This is a genomic window from Peribacillus sp. QJM3NY_7, from assembly GCF_056173225.1.
This window is the reverse complement of record NZ_CM149663.1, coordinates 4,111,647-4,129,766: the sequence shown is the minus strand read 5'-3', so window position 1 is coordinate 4,129,766 and position 18,120 is coordinate 4,111,647. Positions and strand designations below refer to the sequence as shown.

General features: G+C 43.2%; 19 protein-coding genes. 12 read left to right on the top strand and 7 right to left on the bottom strand.

Annotated features, from left to right (window positions below):
• Positions 1-36: 36 nt before the first annotated feature.
• A complete protein-coding gene (locus AC0VX1_RS19770) occupies positions 37-1,230 on the top strand; it encodes a nucleoside transporter C-terminal domain-containing protein (protein ID WP_095679180.1) in 1,194 nt (397 codons plus the stop codon).
• A 55-nt stretch (positions 1,231-1,285) separates the two neighbouring features.
• On the opposite strand, the gene AC0VX1_RS19765 is transcribed toward AC0VX1_RS19770, so the two are convergent.
• From AC0VX1_RS19765 to AC0VX1_RS19755, 3 genes are all read right to left on the bottom strand, one after another.
• Entirely contained in the window at positions 1,286-2,437 is a 1,152-nt protein-coding gene (locus AC0VX1_RS19765; protein WP_321196121.1) for a CAP domain-containing protein, read from the bottom strand.
• 30 nt (positions 2,438-2,467) lie between these two features.
• The gene (locus AC0VX1_RS19760) at positions 2,468-2,779 is read right to left on the bottom strand and encodes a hypothetical protein (RefSeq protein WP_475468485.1); all 312 of its coding nucleotides are present in this window, start codon (positions 2,777-2,779) and stop codon (positions 2,468-2,470) included.
• Between the two features lie 416 nt (positions 2,780-3,195).
• On the bottom strand, positions 3,196-3,567 hold the full coding sequence (locus AC0VX1_RS19755; RefSeq protein WP_034309370.1) for a winged helix-turn-helix transcriptional regulator: 372 nt from the start codon (positions 3,565-3,567) through the stop codon (positions 3,196-3,198).
• A gap of 188 nt (positions 3,568-3,755) precedes the next feature.
• Between AC0VX1_RS19755 and AC0VX1_RS19750 the strand changes: the two genes are divergently transcribed.
• The 4 genes from AC0VX1_RS19750 to AC0VX1_RS19735 all read left to right on the top strand — a co-directional run bounded on the left by AC0VX1_RS19750 (position 3,756) and on the right by AC0VX1_RS19735 (position 7,899).
• On the top strand, positions 3,756-4,961 hold the full coding sequence (locus AC0VX1_RS19750) for an MFS transporter (protein ID WP_475468482.1): 1,206 nt from the start codon (positions 3,756-3,758) through the stop codon (positions 4,959-4,961).
• Positions 4,962-5,146: 185 nt separating this feature from the next.
• Complete coding sequence (locus tag AC0VX1_RS19745; protein ID WP_048681988.1) at positions 5,147-5,989, top strand: aldo/keto reductase; 843 nt, start codon at positions 5,147-5,149, stop codon at positions 5,987-5,989.
• 412 nt (positions 5,990-6,401) lie between these two features.
• Positions 6,402-7,430, top strand: coding sequence for an NADH:flavin oxidoreductase/NADH oxidase (locus AC0VX1_RS19740; protein WP_048682014.1), 1,029 nt, complete (start codon positions 6,402-6,404; stop codon positions 7,428-7,430).
• A gap of 157 nt (positions 7,431-7,587) precedes the next feature.
• A complete protein-coding gene (locus tag AC0VX1_RS19735; RefSeq protein WP_034309364.1) occupies positions 7,588-7,899 on the top strand; it encodes a rhodanese-like domain-containing protein in 312 nt (103 codons plus the stop codon).
• 200 nt (positions 7,900-8,099) lie between these two features.
• On the opposite strand, the gene AC0VX1_RS19730 is transcribed toward AC0VX1_RS19735, so the two are convergent.
• A protein-coding gene (locus tag AC0VX1_RS19730; RefSeq protein ID WP_475468480.1) for an IS3 family transposase occupies positions 8,100-9,433 on the bottom strand; the annotation gives its coding sequence in 2 pieces (ribosomal slippage) (positions 8,100-9,037 and positions 9,037-9,433; 1,335 coding nt in all).
• Positions 9,434-9,645: 212 nt separating this feature from the next.
• On the opposite strand from AC0VX1_RS19730, the gene AC0VX1_RS19725 reads away from it, so the two are divergent.
• On the top strand, positions 9,646-10,728 hold the full coding sequence (locus AC0VX1_RS19725) for a tartrate dehydrogenase (RefSeq protein WP_057276781.1): 1,083 nt from the start codon (positions 9,646-9,648) through the stop codon (positions 10,726-10,728).
• Between the two features lie 64 nt (positions 10,729-10,792).
• Entirely contained in the window at positions 10,793-10,978 is a 186-nt protein-coding gene (locus tag AC0VX1_RS19720; protein WP_048682016.1) for a sporulation protein Cse60, read from the top strand.
• 114 nt (positions 10,979-11,092) lie between these two features.
• On the opposite strand, the gene AC0VX1_RS19715 is transcribed toward AC0VX1_RS19720, so the two are convergent.
• Positions 11,093-12,022 carry an SDR family oxidoreductase gene (locus tag AC0VX1_RS19715; RefSeq protein WP_063575433.1) on the bottom strand — a complete coding sequence of 310 codons (930 nt, stop codon included), beginning with the start codon at positions 12,020-12,022 and terminating at the stop codon, positions 11,093-11,095.
• Between the two features lie 147 nt (positions 12,023-12,169).
• Between AC0VX1_RS19715 and AC0VX1_RS19710 the strand changes: the two genes are divergently transcribed.
• The 3 genes from AC0VX1_RS19710 to AC0VX1_RS19700 all read left to right on the top strand — a co-directional run bounded on the left by AC0VX1_RS19710 (position 12,170) and on the right by AC0VX1_RS19700 (position 13,463).
• On the top strand, positions 12,170-12,340 hold the full coding sequence (locus tag AC0VX1_RS19710; protein ID WP_164855101.1) for a hypothetical protein: 171 nt from the start codon (positions 12,170-12,172) through the stop codon (positions 12,338-12,340).
• Between the two features lie 229 nt (positions 12,341-12,569).
• Positions 12,570-13,130, top strand: coding sequence for an MEDS domain-containing protein (locus tag AC0VX1_RS19705; protein WP_475468477.1), 561 nt, complete (start codon positions 12,570-12,572; stop codon positions 13,128-13,130).
• A gap of 78 nt (positions 13,131-13,208) precedes the next feature.
• Positions 13,209-13,463 (top strand): MGMT family protein, encoded by a 255-nt coding sequence (locus tag AC0VX1_RS19700; RefSeq protein ID WP_475471830.1) that lies wholly within the window; start codon positions 13,209-13,211, stop codon positions 13,461-13,463.
• A gap of 165 nt (positions 13,464-13,628) precedes the next feature.
• Here the strand turns inward: AC0VX1_RS19700 and AC0VX1_RS19695 are convergent, their stop codons facing one another.
• A complete protein-coding gene (locus AC0VX1_RS19695) occupies positions 13,629-14,894 on the bottom strand; it encodes a BaiN/RdsA family NAD(P)/FAD-dependent oxidoreductase (protein WP_475468475.1) in 1,266 nt (421 codons plus the stop codon).
• Between the two features lie 205 nt (positions 14,895-15,099).
• Here AC0VX1_RS19695 and AC0VX1_RS19690 point away from each other — a divergent pair, with 205 nt between their 5' ends.
• Both AC0VX1_RS19690 and AC0VX1_RS19685 read left to right on the top strand, forming a co-directional pair.
• A complete protein-coding gene (locus tag AC0VX1_RS19690) occupies positions 15,100-16,701 on the top strand; it encodes a putative polysaccharide biosynthesis protein (protein ID WP_336059134.1) in 1,602 nt (533 codons plus the stop codon).
• A 123-nt stretch (positions 16,702-16,824) separates the two neighbouring features.
• On the top strand, positions 16,825-17,547 hold the full coding sequence (locus tag AC0VX1_RS19685) for a pseudouridine synthase (protein WP_034309348.1): 723 nt from the start codon (positions 16,825-16,827) through the stop codon (positions 17,545-17,547).
• 85 nt (positions 17,548-17,632) lie between these two features.
• Here the strand turns inward: AC0VX1_RS19685 and AC0VX1_RS19680 are convergent, their stop codons facing one another.
• A complete protein-coding gene (locus tag AC0VX1_RS19680) occupies positions 17,633-17,854 on the bottom strand; it encodes a DeoR family transcriptional regulator (protein ID WP_034309346.1) in 222 nt (73 codons plus the stop codon).
• Positions 17,855-18,120: the final 266 nt, after the last annotated feature.

The window sequence follows — 18,120 nt, the reverse complement described above, 5'->3', positions numbered from 1 at the left end:
CGAATGGGAAATGATATAGCTAAAGGGGATGAAAGCATGTATTTCTTATTGAATATACTAGGTGTTTTAGTTGTTATGGGCATCGTTTACCTTTGTTCACCTAATAAAAGGAACGTTAAGTGGAAAGCCATTCTTACCTTGCTGGTTCTTGAATTGCTTATCACTTGGTTCATGTTATCGACAAAAATAGGGGCGTGGGTCATCAATCTGATCGCTTCATTCTTCACCTGGTTGATTGAATGTGCGAATGAAGGGATTTCTTTTGTCTTTCCTTCGCTTATGGCAAATGAACAAGTGGATTTCTTTTTCAGCGCATTGATGCCGATTATCTTCATTATCACGTTTTTTGATGTTTTATCGTATTTCGGTATACTTACGTGGATCATTGATAAAGTGGGATGGCTTATTTCAAAAGTATCCGGTTTGCCGAAACTTGAGAGTTTCTTTTCGATTCAAATGATGTTCCTCGGAAATACCGAGGCACTTGCCGTAATCCGCCTTCAACTTAGTGCGATTAAGGATCAGCGTCTTTTGACATTTGGAATCATGAGCATGAGCAGCATCAGCGGTTCAATCATTGGAGCCTACCTGTCCATGGTACCGGCAACCTATGTTTTTGTAGCGATACCTTTGAACTGCTTAAATGCCTTGCTGATAGCTAATATGCTGAATCCCGTCGATGTCAGTAAAGAAGAAGACGTCGTTTATGTACCTTCTAAAGAGGAACGTAAAGATTTCTTTTCCACCATTTCCAACAGTATGTTGGTTGGGGCCAAAATGGTCTTCGTCATCATGGCAATGGTTATCGGCTATGTGGCGTTGACGGCTAGCGTAAACGGCATTTTCGGCTTCTTCGTGGATGGTTTGACCATTCAAAAGATTTTCTCTGTCATTTTTAGTCCATTTGCATTCCTGCTAGGATTAACTGGACATGATGCCATGTATGTCGCTCAATTGATGGGAATCAAGCTTGCCACGAATGAGTTCGTTGCCTTGCTCGATTTAAAGGATAAAGTCAGTACACTGCCTCCGCATACAGTAGCCGTGGCTGTCACTTATTTGACGTCTTTTGCCAACTTCAGTACAGTGGGCATGATCTACGGAACATTCAATTCCATCCTCAATGATGAGAAATCGAACATTATCGGAAGGAATGTTTGGAAGCTGTTGGTTAGCGGGATGGCTGTTTCCCTGTTAAGTGCCATGGTCGTTGGATTATTCGTTTGGTGATTTAAAACGGGCATCTGAAAAAAGCTGTGCAGGATTTTCCATGCACAGCTTTTTCTTATTTCGTCAAATAGTTCTCTGTATAATATGGTTTATTTTCCTCATCGAAGGCAACTCCGACACCGAGGGATTCAAAATCTTTCTGTAATTTGTTTTCCCTGTGTCCAATGGAATTCATTAGGCCTTCATGGGCAAAGATACTGCTATTTTGACCGGCAGCCAGGTTTTCCCCCGCCATTCGGAAATTGATTTTGTCATCTTCCATCCGGTCAAAAGGGGATTCCCCTTCAAGGTTTGTATGGTTGAAGTATTGATTCACGGCCATATCTGCACTATGATCCTGGGCGGTGACCTTCACTCGTTTATCCCATGTTAGTACGGAGAGATCATGATTGACCCGTGATGCATTGGTCAAATCGAATAATTGATATTCAAAGCCCTTCTTTAATTCGGGGCCGGCTTCTGCAAAATAGCCGCTCTTTTGCTTTTCGAGTTTTGCGTCGATGATTTGGATTGCCGTGACTGTATTTTTCTCATGTTTGTCATAAAAAATGGTCACATAGCTATTATCCATTTCGAACATATCGTATTCGCCGCCGTCACTTCGAATCTGGTAATAGACGTTTCCTTTAAGCAGTTTTGTTACTGGCTCCGCCATTTTCCCCGTCACGGTTTCTTTGGGTGTACCGCGTTTAATGCCTTCCTTTGAGGAAATCAAATCTTGGTTCGTATATAAACCAACAACTTTATTGTTGTTATCGTAGGCAACCATGAAGAAGTTTTGATAATTTTCGTGATAGGCAAACCAGTCCACGCCATATTCATTCCGCGTATTCCGCTTAGCTTTACCAGCCATTTTTTCTACATCATCCTTCGTGTCGCCAATTTCGATATTACGGACTGAAAAGGATGCATCAGCAGGTGCTTCCAGTGCCGGTTTTTTCACTTTTTCCGTTTCCTGAGATTCTTTTTCAGAAGCGGTATCCAATGTTTCCGTCAGGGAGCCAATCAGGCTGCTGACTCCAGTACTTAGTTTTTCCAAGGCTGTCGTAACCTCGGGCCCGTTTATAAATGAACGAACATCTGATGCAAAGGCACTAACCCCTGCTTTGAATCCAGATTCTTGAATATCTTTACCATATCCATACCATAATCCAGAGAGTAGGAGTATGAGGACCACAATATTAAACAATTTACGCAAATCGTTCACTCCTGCTCTATCCAGGATATAGAATCCCGATTAATGAAAGACCGTCTGCAGCATACTTAAAACAGGTGGGACACCTAACAAAAATAGTGAACACATAATGAGTGTTTGCGAGACCATTTTTGGAAGCTTTTCCTTCCCTTTTCCCGAATACCAGCCACTGAACTGAAGTTTATTTCTATACCAGACGAATAATAAAAGCAGTATCGCAATCGAGCTTAGCCAGCCATACTGAGTCACTCCCAAGTTTATATATATGCCGTTTACAATGCTCGAAATGATTGTTCCGGCTATCCCGAATATTAATATGATGCGTAACAATTCAATAAGACTTTCATATGTCACTCCTTGGTTTCCCTATTATACTTCGTCGATTACAAAATAAAAAATTTAAATGTTTGGCTTTACATATTATACCAAAAATGAAGAGGGGAATAAAACAGGTACCTCTTTCGAAGGTGAAATTTTCATTATTAGTTAGGCTGTTTTCACATACTTTGTTGCGATTTACCAGGTAGTGAGTTGTGGTTGATTTCCCCTCCAGATGCTCGCTTTCCTTGGTGCGGGCGGTGAGCCTCCTCGGCGTAAACGCCTGTGGGGTCTCACCTGTCCCGCTGCTCCCGCAGGAGTCTCGCACTTCCGCTCCAATCAACCTTAAATAGTTTCGTTTTAAAAACAACAATCTTTACGAAAAGAGCCATTAGTTAAGTCTTTATAAACAAAAAAAGATTAGCCATTGCGCTAATCTTTTTCGTTTGGGATTACTTTAATTGATCATTCAAGACACTTTCCTCGAGAACGGAAAACTTATCACCATACACCCTTGTTATGTGGTTTTCCCCCCATGTACATAGTGCGGATAGGATACTTTCCAGGCTTTGTCCATACTCACTAAGTTCATATTCCACTTTTGGGGGGACTTGATTGTAAACGATCCGGTTGATGACTTCGTCCTTTTCCAACTCCCTCAACTGTTGGGTCAACATTTTTTGGGTGATGTTCGGCATAAGGCGCTTCAATTCACTAGTCCGCTTTTTCCCGTGGGTCAGATGGCAGAGGATCACGCATTTCCATTTTCCGCCCATTACTTCAAGTGTCGCTTCAACGGATATATTGTATTTCTTTTTTTGCATGATTTGCATACTCTCCTTATTTTATAGGTACTAAAAGGTGCCTATATCACTTTAAAGTACGTACTGTTTTTTATTTGTACTATATCTCATAATAACACTTGCACACCGAATTCCACTGTACCATTTATAAAAAAAGTTGCTCAGGCAATTTCAATGATAGTACAAAATGACAAGAAGGAGAAGAGGATATGATTTCAAATAAAAATAGAAGTACATGGGCATTGCTGGCTTTAGCGATCAGTGCCTTTGCGATTGGAACAACTGAGTTCATCAGCGTGGGATTATTACCACTCATTTCTAAGGATTTACACATTACAGTGACGACGGCGGGACTGACGGTGTCCTTATACGCTTTGGGGGTCATGTTCGGGGCACCTATCCTGACATCACTGACATCGAATATGTCGCGTAAGACTTTATTGCTTTGGATAATAGTCGTGTTCATTATCGGAAATGCATTAGCGGCTTCTGCGACCACGGTCGGTGTATTATTGATCGCGCGTGTCATTTCAGCGCTTGCACATGGTATCTTCATGTCAATCGGCGCTACGATTGCCGCTGATTTGGTCCCTGAAAACCGCAGGGCGAGTGCCATCGCCATCATGTTTACAGGTCTGACGGTGGCAACGGTGACCGGAGTTCCTTTTGGAACCTTCATCGGTCAGCAATTCGGCTGGAGATTCGCTTTCATCATCATTGTGGCAATCGGCTTGATCGCTTTCATCGGAAACGGCATCCTAGTCCCATCGGATTTAAGAAAAGCGGCACGGACCACTTTCCGTGACCAAATCAAATTGGTGACGAATGGGCGTTTGCTGCTAGTATTCATCATTACAGCGTTAGGGTATGGCGGTACATTCGTTGTCTTCACGTACCTGTCGCCATTACTTCAGGAAGTGACAGGGTTTAAAGAAGGAACTGTGGCCTTGATTTTGTTAATATATGGAGTAGCCATAGCGATAGGAAATACCCTTGGCGGGAAATTCGCCAATCGCAATCCTATTAATGCCCTATTCTATATGTTTCTTATTCAGGCCATTGTACTTGTGGTGTTGACTTTCACGGCACCGTTCAAGGTAGCTGGTTTAATTACGATCATTTTAATGGGATTGTTTGCATTCATGAATGTTCCGGGGCTTCAAGTGTATGTCGTCATGTTAGCGGAGCGTTTCGTGCCGAGTGCAGTGGACGTGGCGTCAGCCATCAATATTGCCGCCTTCAATGCGGGTATCGCCATTGGTGCCTACTTAGGAGGGGTGATAACGGATTCGATCGGATTGATCCATACAGCGTGGATAGGTGGAGTCATGGTGTTTGCAGCAGTGATTTTAACAGGATGGAGCCGGGCCCTGGAAAGTAAAGACCGTACCAAGGGAACGGACAAAATAGCATAGGATTAAAAAAGTGATGCATCTTAGAAAAAGTATGCTATGCGTATAGGGTATCAATGAAAAGTATCATTGCATCCCTTCAGCGAATGATGGAAGGTTCCCTGAAGGGATGTAATGATACTGATACTGATACTGATACTTAAAGCGCATTACAATCTATAAAAACAATCATTTGGAGGTAGAGTATTATGGTGAAAAACTTACAAGATACAACTACATTGCATAACGGCGTCAAAATGCCTTGGTTCGGATTGGGCGTATTTAAGGTGGAAGAAGGACCGGAGCTGGTAAATGCAGTTAAAGTGGCCATTAAACATGGTTATCGCAGCATCGATACGGCTGCCATTTATGAAAATGAAGAAGGGGTCGGACAAGGGATTCGTGAGGGATTGAAAGAAGCTGGAATCTCAAGGGAAGACTTATTCGTAACATCCAAAGTCTGGAATGCCGATTTAGGCTATGAATCGACAATTGCAGCTTACGAAAAAAGCTTACAGAAACTTGGCTTGGAGTACCTGGATTTATATCTTATCCATTGGCCAGTGGAAGGAAAATATAAAGAAGCTTGGAGAGCGTTGGAAACTCTATATAAAGAAGGAAAAGTGAAAGCGATCGGTGTGAGCAATTTCCAGATTCACCACCTAAAAGATTTGATGGAAGATGCAGAAGTGAAGCCGATGGTCAATCAAGTGGAATGCCATCCGCGATTAACTCAAAAAGAAGTTCAGGCATTCTGTAAGGAACAAGGAATACAACTTGAAGCATGGTCTCCTTTGATGCAAGGTGAACTTCTTGATAATGAAGTTTTACAAGCTATTGCAACCAAGCATGGCAAATCTGTTGCACAAGTCATTTTACGCTGGGATTTACAAAATGGGATTGTAACGATTCCGAAATCAACTAAAGAACATCGTATTGTCGAAAACTCAACTGTATTCGATTTCGAATTGACCGAAGAGGAAATGAACCAAATTGATGGATTGAATCAGAATCACCGTGTTGGTCCAGATCCTGATAATTTCGACTTTTAATTAAGTATGACGGAGAGGGACGGGATATCCTTCTGAGTTTATAGACTGAAGAGGACATATCTTTTAACACAAAGTTGATTGGAATGTAAGGTGCGAGACTCCTGCGGGAAAAGCGAGTCAAAGGGAGACCCCGCAGGCGCTTGCGCCGAGGAGGCTCCCGGACCGCCCGCGGAAAGCGAGTGCCTGGAGTGAAAATCAACATTCATATTACACTCCCTTAAAAAAAATGTAGGCAATCTTAATTATTCCAGTTTGTCCACAGTCAGGGGACGGGATATCCGTCTTTCTCTTTTTTTATGAATTTCGCACCGGAATTTACACTGAAAGCTTCGGGAATCCGATTAGTTGACACAGTATTACTGGGATGATATAAATGCATGTGCATGCATTATATAAAAGGAGATGAAGAATGATGAATGATTTATTTTCACCTTATCGCATAAAAGAACTTGAACTTAAAAATAGGATCGTCATGCCGCCGATGTGCCAATACTCCGTCGAAGCGGAAGATGGTATACCAACGAACTGGCACCAGCAACATTATGTAAGCAGGGCAGTGGGCGGAACGGGGTTAATTATAGTGGAAATGACCGATGTGGAGCCTGATGGGCGCATTTCGAATCGCGATCTTGGATTATGGTCCGACGATCAAATTGGGGCTTTCTCCAACATCGTTAAGGAAGTTCATCAATACGGTGCAAAAATCGGGATACAAATTGCCCATGCAGGCCGTAAAGCGGAGGATGCGGAACCGCCGGTGGCACCTTCAGCCATTGCGTTTGATGAAACGTATAAAACACCAAGAGCTTTAGAAACGGAAGAAGTGAAGGAAATGGTCGATAAATTCCGGGCATCGGCCAGAAGGGCAGTTCAGGCAGGATTTGACGTAATCGAATTACATGGTGCACACGGGTATTTAATCCACCAATTCACATCACCGCTTACGAATAAACGTGATGACGAATATGGAAGAGACCTGACTAAATTCGGAGTGGAAGTCATTAAAGCAGTGAAAAGCGAAATGCCTGCCGACATGCCTTTAATCATGCGCATTTCTGCAAAAGAATACGTTGAAGGCGGATATGGTATTGAAGAAAGCATTGCATTTTCACAAGTCTTTAAAGAAGCAGGCGTCGATATGTTCCATGTAAGCTCTGGAGGAGAAGGCCCGATTGGAGCAGACGGAAGACCTGGTACCCATGCCAGCTATCAAACTCCGTTGGCCAGGGAAATCAAAAAAGCTTTGGATATTCCGGTGATTGCTGTAGGTCGTTTAGATGATCCGATTCTAGCAAATTCAATCATTGGCAATGAAGAAGCGGATTTGGTCGCCATCGGCAGAGGAATGCTGCGAAACCCTTATTGGGCACTTGAAGCATCTAAAGCTTTGAATATAAAAACGGAGATCCCTAAACAATATCAACTGGGATTCAAGCATTGATATGGATTTTTAAAACGCCGGCGAATATTATATTCGCTGGCGTTTTTTCATTCAATGCATGAGGGGATTTGCATATGCGAATCCATTACGTGATGTTTGACTGGAAATTTTGCTATAATGAAAAAGATAAATCAAACGATAATTCGAGGTGCTAATTATGGAAGAAATCAAAATCATTACAACGGAAGAAGTGGAAGCTAAGCTTGAGGCAGGAGAAGCGATGGAACTTGTCGATGTTCGTGAAGACGAAGAAGTGCAAGAGGGAATGATCGAAGGCGCGAAACATATTCGCATGAATGATATCCCGGCGAACCTTGACTATTTTGATAAAGAAAAAGAATATATCTTTATCTGCCGTTCAGGACGCCGCAGTGAAAATGTATGCCATTATCTTCAGGAACAAGGATATAAAGTGGCAAACATGGTTGGCGGAATGCTTGAATGGGACGGCGAAGTCATCGTTAAGTGAAGCTCTTCAAAAAGGCCTGTTACTTTTGCAAGCGTAAATCCAGGAATGTGACGGCTTATTTGAATGAAGAAAGAAAAAAGATCATGGTTTGTTCACAATACCGTGAATATGCGGAAAGACGTGCATATTTAAAGGCGTGAAAAAAAAGAGTCCTTTCATCATGAACTGTGCCCCATTTTACGGACAGTATAAAAAAGTGCCTAAGCGGCTAATAAATGGTCCCGGTATTGTACCGGGGCCATTTTCTTTAGCCCCCATTGATAACGATGATCATTATATTCTTCAATAACTCGATCAACTTCTCCCTTCACATCCGTTAAATGAGTACATGTTTTATATTCTGCCAAATCCTTAAAGTGGCCAAAGAAACTTTCCATTGGCGCATTATCCCAACAGTTTCCCTTGCGGGACATGGATTGGGTTATCCCAAGTTCCTTCACTTTGCGCTGAAATAGCGGATGGGTGTAATGGAACCCCTGGTCAGAATGAAGGATTGCATTCGGATGGAACTTGTGACACACAGCCTGCTTTAGCTTACTTAAAGTCTCGTAAACGATATCCATTTCTAATGAAGTGGATAAATGGTACGTAACGATTTCTTTTGTCGCGGCATCTTTTACGCAGGATAAATACGCTTTTTGGCCTTTCCCATAATAAAGATAGGTAATGTCAGTAAGCAGGACCTTGCCTGGCTCCTCCTGATTGAATTCACGATCAAGGAGGTTTGGACAAGTAAGGTGCTCCTTGGTTGCTTTGGCCATCTTCCGATATGGGTTGGCCCTTCTGATTTTCGCTAGGAGATTATATTTTGTCATCAACCGCCTGATTTTTTTATGATTCATTACCGCCGAGTAGTCATTCTCCATAATCATTTTGATTTGGAGGGCGCCTACTTTTTCCTTTTTACTGATGAAAATATTTCTAATCAATTCTATGTCCAATTCATCCTGTTCTTCACGAAGCTCACGGTAAGTAGCTGCCTTTAACCAATCATAGTAGCCACTTCGACTTACACCAGCCAACTTGCATAGATAGGAAACAGCCTTCTTTAATTGGTGTATTCTGATTGTCCTTTCAATTAGATAGAACTTCTCAGCAGCAGTTAGAATCATTTCTTTTTCAGAGCCTGCCTTTCTAGCTCCTCCAGCTTTTTTAGGAAGTCATTTTCTGCTTCAAGGAATTTGATTCTCGCCTCGGCCTTCCTAAGTTGGTCCTCTACAGACTGTGGCTTAGAAGTGGGGCGTCCTGTACTTCCTTTTCCACGGCGTTCCGTAAGGAAACCTTCCTCACCAAACCTTTCAAAGGTACTACGCCAGCGCTGTAGACAACGTTTAGGTTGTTTCTTTCCAATTATCTCGAGATTAAATCCCTGGTCAATGAAAATTTGAGAGGGGGATTTCCCCTTTTTATAATCCTTAACAGCTTTTGTCTTAAATTCCGGACTATAGGAAATAGATCGCTCGGAAGCACTAATGATATTTGGATTCTTTTCAAGTTCTTTAATCTGAAATTCAGTATATATATTCTTACTCATAGAAACCCTCCGTCCATACTCATTACATCTATTGAAACATAAAAAAACCCGGATAAGGGACACTTTTTTATGTGTGTCCGTTATCCGGGGTATAGTTCATCATCATGAAAGGACTCTTTTTTCTATATGAACCTCACTTACGGGGATGCAAACGTTTTATGTTAAAATTAGGGTGCTGAAGTCAGAAAATATAGAAAAAGGAGAGTTGGAGAATGAATGTTCATAAAATTGCGGTCATTGCGGGTGACGGAATTGGCCCTGAGGTGATTAATGAGGGTGTAAAGGTCCTTAAAGAAGTGGCGGCCATTGCCGGTGATTTTTCTTTCCAGTTCACTTATTTTCCATGGGGCTGTGAATATTACCTTGAGCACGGCAAAATGCTGCCTGACGATGGACTGGAACAACTGATGAAGTTTGACGCCGTGTATCTGGGGGCTGTCGGTTATCCTGGTGTCCCGGACCATATTTCCTTACGTGAACTTCTGCTGAAGATCAGAAAGGGATTTGACCAATATGTGAATGTTCGACCCGTTAAATTGCTTCAAGGTGCACCCTGTCCATTAAAAGACGTGACCCGTGACCAAATCGATATGATTGTCATCCGTGAAAACAGTGAAGGGGAATATTCCGGTGCAGGTGATTGGCTTTTTAAAGGCAAGCCGGAAGAAGTCGTCCTGCAGACGGGGGTCTTTTCACGAAAGGGAACCGAGAGGATCATCCGTTATGCTTATGAACTGGCGCGCAAGACGGGAAGGACGCTAACGAGCATAAGCAAGGCGAACGCATTGAATTATTCAATGGTTTTTTGGGATCAGGTTTTTGAAGAAATTGGACAGGAGTATCCGGAAGTAGAAACGAATTCCTATCTGGTCGATGCGGCAAGCATGTATTTTGTCAAACAGCCTGAACGGTTCCAAATCGTTGTCACCTCCAATTTGTTCGGTGACATCATAACGGATTTAGGTGCTGCCATTGCAGGCGGGATGGGACTGGCGGCCGGTGCCAATTTAAACCCGGAACGGATTTATCCTTCGATGTTCGAACCGATTCATGGTTCAGCCCCGGATATAGCACATCAAGGCATCGCCAATCCACTTGCGGCCATATGGTCCGCCAGTCAGATTCTCGATTTCTTTGGACATGAGGTTTGGGGTGCGAAAGTGTTGGACGTGATTGAACAGGCGATGGTCGATAAAAAGGTGCTGACTCCTGATATGGGCGGGGCAGCTTCTACAGAGGAAGTCGGGGATGAAGTGGTTAAAATATTATCCGCTTCACTAAAAAATCAAGTATAAAAATCAAGTGAAAAGGGTATCCTGCACAATAACTATCATTATAGTAAAAGGGCGGGGAGAGCCGATGATACAAGTGAAATTATTTGATTATGAGCATGAAAAGGACCTAGAGGATGAAATGAACTTTTTCCTGGAAGACATTCGTGATAATCAAATCGTCGATATCAAATACAATGTCGCCACTACAGGTGAAGAGGAAGAGGAACAGATCTACTGTTTCAGTGCGATGATCATCTATAAAAAAAAATAAAGGCCGGCTGGCCCTATAATCAATAATGGACTACCTATTGCTTGCTGACGGGCAATCAAAGGTAGTCTTTTTCCGTCTGGACTTCCTCGGAAGGGGGCATGTTCGTTGTGGAAATTAGGACGATGTCGCTTCCCCGCCATTGACATGAAGTGTTTGTCCTGTCACAAAACGGGAATCATCAGAGGCGAGATAGACAAAGGTGGGAGCCAGTTCAAATGGCTGGCCTTGACGCTCCATCGGATTATCGACTTGTGTCACTTCGTCTGCCGAGAAACTTGCAGGGATGAGTGGTGTCCAAAACCTTCCTGGCGCAATGGCGTTCACACGGATGCCTTGATCGACAAGACTGTTTGCCAAGGCACGGGTAAAACCAATGTTGGCCCCTTTAGTCGCCGTATAATCAATTAATTGCTTATTCCCATTAAACGTCACGACAGAAGATGTATTAATGATGGAGGACCCAGCTTTTAAATGGGGAAGGGCAGCACGCGTCGTGTAGAAGTGGGAATAGATATTCACTTTAAAGGTATCATCGAATTGCTCATCCGTAATATCAAGCAAGCTTAATTGCTGAAATTGAATGCCCACGTGGTTACAAAGAATATCGAGCTTTCCAAATGTTTCGATGGTGTCTTCCACGATATCGATGCATTGCTGCTTATCCCTTAAGTCCCCAGGCAGCAGTAAGCAACGTTGCCCAAGCTCTTCAATTCTCGTTTTAGTCCGATTGGCATCCTCATGTTCATCCAAATAAGCGATGGAAACATCTGCCCCTTCTTTAGCAAAAGCGATGGCAGCCGCAGCGCCAATCCCACTGTCTCCGCCAGTTATCAATGCGACTTTACCTGTTAATTTCCCGCTGCCCCTATAATTGGGATTTTCGATGATGGGCCTGGGCACCATTAATTTTTCTACACCGGGTTGGCGAAATTGGCGTTGCTCCGGAACCGTGATGGGTACGTCTTGATAACGGGTGATCTTCCCATAATTCGGATGCATGGGATAGCTTTTACCGGATGATTTCTTTTTATTATCTTCTGCCATGAGGGGTCCTCCTAATAAAGAATTTAGTCGGATTACTTTATGATGATCAGGCATATGCCGTGCATGAAGAACATGTATCGGGACGGGCTCGTTGCCGTGCGGCTCGAATATGCTGAAGGAGAGAAAAAAGTTTTTGGAGGCCTCTATATGCCATATTATTATAGCGAAGAAGTGAAGTGGTTATTGGTCGAACAATCGGATGAGAAGGTGGAGTTGTTATATGACTCCAACCCAAATACCTTTGAATTGCCGCTTATTGGACCTAGACCGCCATATTATTATAACCCGCGCTATGTGCCGTATTATCCCGTGATTTAAGAGTGAAGGGAAAATGCATGAAGTACGGAGTCTGCCGGATTGGGCTGCCTAGGTCTTTTTAAGAGTGGACTGAAAGCAGCCATAATTCGACTTAACTAAATTCCAGATCTTAACATGTCATTAGGGAAAACTGATTATATTCTTCTATGAATTTTACAAACACGGAGATAATGGGTAAAGTTATACATAATACATAGTACGGACTGGTGTATTAAAGGAGAGATTCATTTTGGATAATAAAATGAAACAATTAATAGAAAATATACAGCAGTCGGATGGTGGCCATATTTTATACTGTTTTAATGAATTGGAGTCATACATTGAAAATGAGGCAACTTTCATCATTACCGGTGTTCAACAGGGAGACCATATCCTGGTCGTCGAAAACGACCGCATCTTTCCTTTCGTGTACAAGAAATTGCAGCTTCATTTAAATGAGGAGCAATTGGAGCAAGTGCATCTTATGAATAATTTTGATTTTTATTGTTTTCATGGAGACTTCCATCCTTCGACGATGGTTGATTATTTCTTGGAAAATATCGATGTATACACTAAACGCAATCAGCACATCCGGACTTGGGGCCATGTTGAATGGGGCCATGACGATCAAGTCAGCTTTGCGATAGGCGAATATGAAAAAGGGATCGACAAATTGATCAAGGAAAGAGGATTGATTTCTGTATGTGCATACGATGACTGCAGAGTGCCTGCCGGGCTTAAAACAAACTTGATCAAACATCATGGAATTCTGATTACCGATGAAAAAATCACGATTTTAGCAAACGGATAGAATAAAGGGGCGAGGTATTTGGAAAGTTTTACTGAACGGGTCATTCATATCATACAACGAATCCCCTCCGGTAAAGTGATGACATATGGTCAAATAGGACAGCTCGCCGGAAGTCCGAGCGGTGCAAGGCAGGTCGTAAGGATCCTTCATTCTAGCAGTAAAAAACATGACCTTCCATGGCACCGGGTGATCAATGCCAAAGGTGAAATCGGCATAAAAGCGGAGGGCGCTGCAGAACACCAGAAGGCGATGCTCGAGAGTGAAGGCATCACATTCACGGGCCGGAATACCATTGACCTCGAAGCATATCGCTATCATCCAGAAATATTTTAAACGCATAGCCGGACTAGTAGTGGCGGGCGCGGGTTTGGTCGAAAAAGTACAGTGAAGGCCAAAACAAGAGCACCTACACCAATCAAAGCCTAACGAACACGATGTATAGGCTTGCGAAATCGCAGTAAAAGAGGCTGATCCAAGCGGATCAGCCTCTTTTACGGATTATGAACGGGCAAACATGGCAGCATTCATGCCGGCGAGCCTGCCGGTTACTAATGCCGATGTGATATTGTAACCGCCTGTGTATCCGTGTATATCCAGAATTTCACCGCAGAAATACAGTCCATCCATTAGTTTGGATGCCATTTCTTTTGGATGTATTTCTTTGACGGATACGCCGCCGCCCGTTACGAAGGCCTTTTCTAGCGGCTGGGTGCCGTGCACCCCGAATTGGAAGTCCTTGCATAATTCTGCAAAGCGGCGGATTTTTTCATTTGATATCGTCGCCCCTTGCTCTTGAAGGTCGATGCCGCTTCGCTCAAGCAGGAAGTGAAGGTATCGTTCAGGAACTAAACCTTTTAAGGTGTTTTTAATGGCTTTTTTCGGTTCGGCTTTTATTTCCTTCATGATGTCTTGAAAAACCTCTTCCTTGTTTCGGTCCGGAAGGGCATCAAGTTTCATGGTCACTTCCGACAGGTTCCATTTCTTCATCGCTTTCACGACGAATTGGCTGCATCTTAGAACAGCTGGACCGGAGACGCCAAAATGGGTGAAGAGCATATCCATTCTATGTGTAATCAGGGCCTTGCCCTTTGGGTTAAGGACACTCAATGAAACATCGCGAAGTGCGAGCCCTTGAAGTGATCGATCTTTAATGAATGTTTCATGGCTAAGTACGGGAACTTCAGTCGGGAACAATTCGGTAATCGTGTGCCCTGCCTTTTTAGCCCATGCGTAGCCGTCTCCGGTTGAACCGGTGTGGGGAACTGATTTCCCGCCGACTGCAATCACGACTGCATCCGTGTCAATGGTCTGGCCATCTTTTAACCGGACACCGCTGGTTTTTCCATGTTCATAGAGAACTTCCGCAACTGGAGAGTTCTTGTAGATCGTTACTTTTAAATTCGACAGGCGCGTCAGAAGGGCATCCACGACGCTTTGCGCTTTATCATTGACAGGAAACATCCGGCCATGGTCCTCTTCTTTTAGAGCGACGCCCAAATTTTCAAAGAATTGAATAATGTCCTCATTATTGAACTCTGAGAAAGCACTGTATAGAAATCGCCCGTTTCCAGGGATATGCTGAATGATTTCATCGATTGAGAGCCTGTTCGTCACGTTGCAGCGTCCCCCGCCCGAGATTGCAAGTTTCCTACCAAGCTTCTCGCCTTTATCCACTAACAATACATGGGCACCTTTTTCCCCGGCTGCTATTGCTGCCATCAATCCGGAAGGACCGCCGCCAATTACCACTACATCATATTTCAAATTGATCACCACTTTATCATTTTCAGTCCCTTCATTATATAGCAAGAGCCCGTCAGATTGCGAATGTAGAAAAAAAGGAATTATTTGTTTGTGTATTATCTTCGAAAACGATAAACTTGAATGTAGTTTTCTATAGAAAAAATACTTTAATATGATAAGATAAAGAGCGTGTGAAACGTAACTGACAGAGGCAGGAAGGGATTAGATGTCATCTAAGTTTTTAAAAGGGGCTTTTATATTAACGTTGGGAGCGATCATTTCCAAGATTCTTGGTTTATTTTATGTCATCCCGTTTGAACATATGGTTGGGAATAAAGGGGCTACCCTCTATCAATATGGGTACGTTCCATATACCATTTTCATTAGCTTTGCAACGGCAGGCATGCCGCTTGCAGTATCTAAATTCATCTCGAAGTATAATGCGCTCGAGGAATACGCAGTCGGTGAGAAGTTATTTAAATCGAGCCTGAAATTAATGGTAATCACCGGTTTTCTCGCTTTTTTGATTCTCTATACGATGGCCCCGCTGTTTACTGGAGTCTTTGGGGTCAACCCGGAAGATGCCGCGGATGTCACGGAGATCATTAGGGCAGTCAGCTTCGCCTTGATTTTTGTACCGTTCATGAGCATCATCCGCGGCTTCTTTCAAGGGCATGAAGCGATGGAACCAACGGCCATTTCCCAGGTTGTCGAACAAATTGTCCGCATCGTGTTCCTTCTGGCCGGTGTGTATGTTGTTTTGAATGTCCTTGACGGAGAGCTAGTGAGAGCCATCCAAATAGCTACCTTCGCAGCGACGGTCGGGGCTGTCGGCGGTTTAGTGGTGTTATTTTGGTATTGGAAAAAACAAAAACCATATTTGGACAGCTTGATGAAGAAAGACAGGGGAACGATGGAAATTTCCCTGAAGGAGATTTATAAAGAAATATTCCTTTCGTCGATTCCTTTCATATTCGTCGGAATCGCGATGCCAATGTTTCAGTTGGCTGACTTATTGTCTTTCAATAAGGCGATGTCGTCGATCGGGCTGCAGCATGTTGCTGAGGATGCACTAGGGGTGTTGAATGTGTATGCCCAGAAGCTTGTCTTGATTCCGATGACGCTTGCAACCGGGTTTTCGATGGCGCTTCTTCCTTCGGTGACGAAGGCATATGTAAGCGAGGATTCAAACGAGTTCAACCGCCAGCTGAACCAAGCCTTTCAAATTTTGCTGTTCATTACGATTCCAGCAGTCGTTGGCATGTCTGTGCTGGCCGATCCAATCTATAGTGCCTTTTACAGCCATGATCCACTTGGAATCAGTGTCCTGAAGGCATATGCGCCCGTTTCCATCTTGTTTGCGCTTTTTTCCGTTTCGGCAGCTGTATTACAAGGGATCAATCAGCAAAAATATACAGTGCTCAGCCTGCTTGTGGGCTTTTTAATCAAATTGAGCTTGAATATCCCATTGATCAAGTTGTTTGAAACGGAAGGATCCGTTTACGCTACGGCATTCGGCTACTTGGCTGCCGTGCTGCTGAATTTGTATGTCATTACCTACTTTACTGGATATCGTTACAGCCTTACCATCAGGAGATCTGTTTTAATATCAGTTTTTTCAATAATAATGGGACTGGCTGCCTGGGGCATGAACATTTTACTATCGCTATGGCTTACAACGGAAGGGCGCTTCCAGGCGATTTTGATCGTGGCCGTTTGTGCAATTTTTGGAGCGCTCGTTTATGCGGCTCTTTCCTTGAAAAGCAAACTTGCCCATCGTTTGTTCGGTGCCCGGATCGATCGGTTAAAAGCTAAATTAGGATTGTAAGCTGGAAGTTTGATGTGTAAAAAAAAGGGTATTGAATGGTGAATCCCCGATTAAAATATATTGGCCTTGCCTGTCATTAAAGTGGGCAAGGCTTTTTACTGAAAAAGGCTTTAGGAGGAAACGATGAGAATAGATAAGATTTTATCCAATATTGGTTATGGCAGCAGGAAAGAAGTGAAAAAGCTCCTGAAATCCGGCGCCGTCAAGGTTAATGAAAGGCTGATTAAGGATCCGAAGGAACAAGTGGACCCTGATACGGAAAACGTGACGGTTCATGGTGAACGGGTTGAATACAGGGAATTCATTTATTTAATGATGAATAAACCGCCGGGCGTATTGTCGGCAACGGAAGATAACTACCAAGAAACGGTCATCGACATCTTGGAGCCGGAAGATTCGGTATTCGAGCCATTTCCTGTAGGCCGTCTGGATAAGGACACAGAAGGTTTATTGCTGATCACGAATGACGGAAAGCTTGCCCACCAACTGCTTTCCCCAAAGAAACATGTCCCTAAAACATATTTTGCGGTCATTGATGGCGAAGTAACGGAACGGGATATCGAGGCATTCCGCAACGGAGTGACCTTGGATGATGGATACGAAACAAAACCAGGAGAATTGAACATTTTAAAATCAGGCCTGACATCGGATATCGAGCTAACGATCATGGAAGGGAAGTTTCATCAGGTGAAGCGGATGTTTGAGGCCGTTGGCAAACGTGTCGTCTACCTAAAGCGTCTTTCCATGGGGAGTTTACAGCTTGATGAGGAACTCGAGCTTGGTGAATACCGTGAATTGACGGCGGAGGAGCTTGAACAGTTAAAGGCGGGCCAACCGGCTGAATGATAGCTGGACACAAAAAATGAGGCGGACAATATTGTCCGCCTCAAAGTATTTTACATATCGATCTTGTTCGGGTGGTCGTTCTTTTTTACGATGACATCTTCACCTTTTTACTTGTTGTCGTCCAAAGGCCTCGGCTTGGGCTTTGAACAAGGTCATTGTATGCTAAGACATTTAAATCGCGCTGCACAGTTCGAGGAGTGATGCCAAATTCTTCTACAAGCTCTTGAGTAGAAACCGTACCGTTATTGCTAATGAACATATAAACGGATTTAATACGGGTTAACATGCGATTTGTTGAAGGTTTCAAAAAATCACTCCTTATTCTTTTCATTGTTATTTTGAACAAATGAAAACAACCGATATGTCGGACAGCATTCCAGCTGTCACTATGTACTTGCTATACCCACCCTATAACTCCTCGGAAACATTAGAAAAAATAAGATGTCATTAGCTTCATTCTACCCCTTTGCAAAAGCAAATTCTAGGAAAAGATACTAATTGACTAAATATTACATTTATTATATCAAATTTTAACAAAATTATTCTCATTGCCTATACAAAATTAATAAAGAG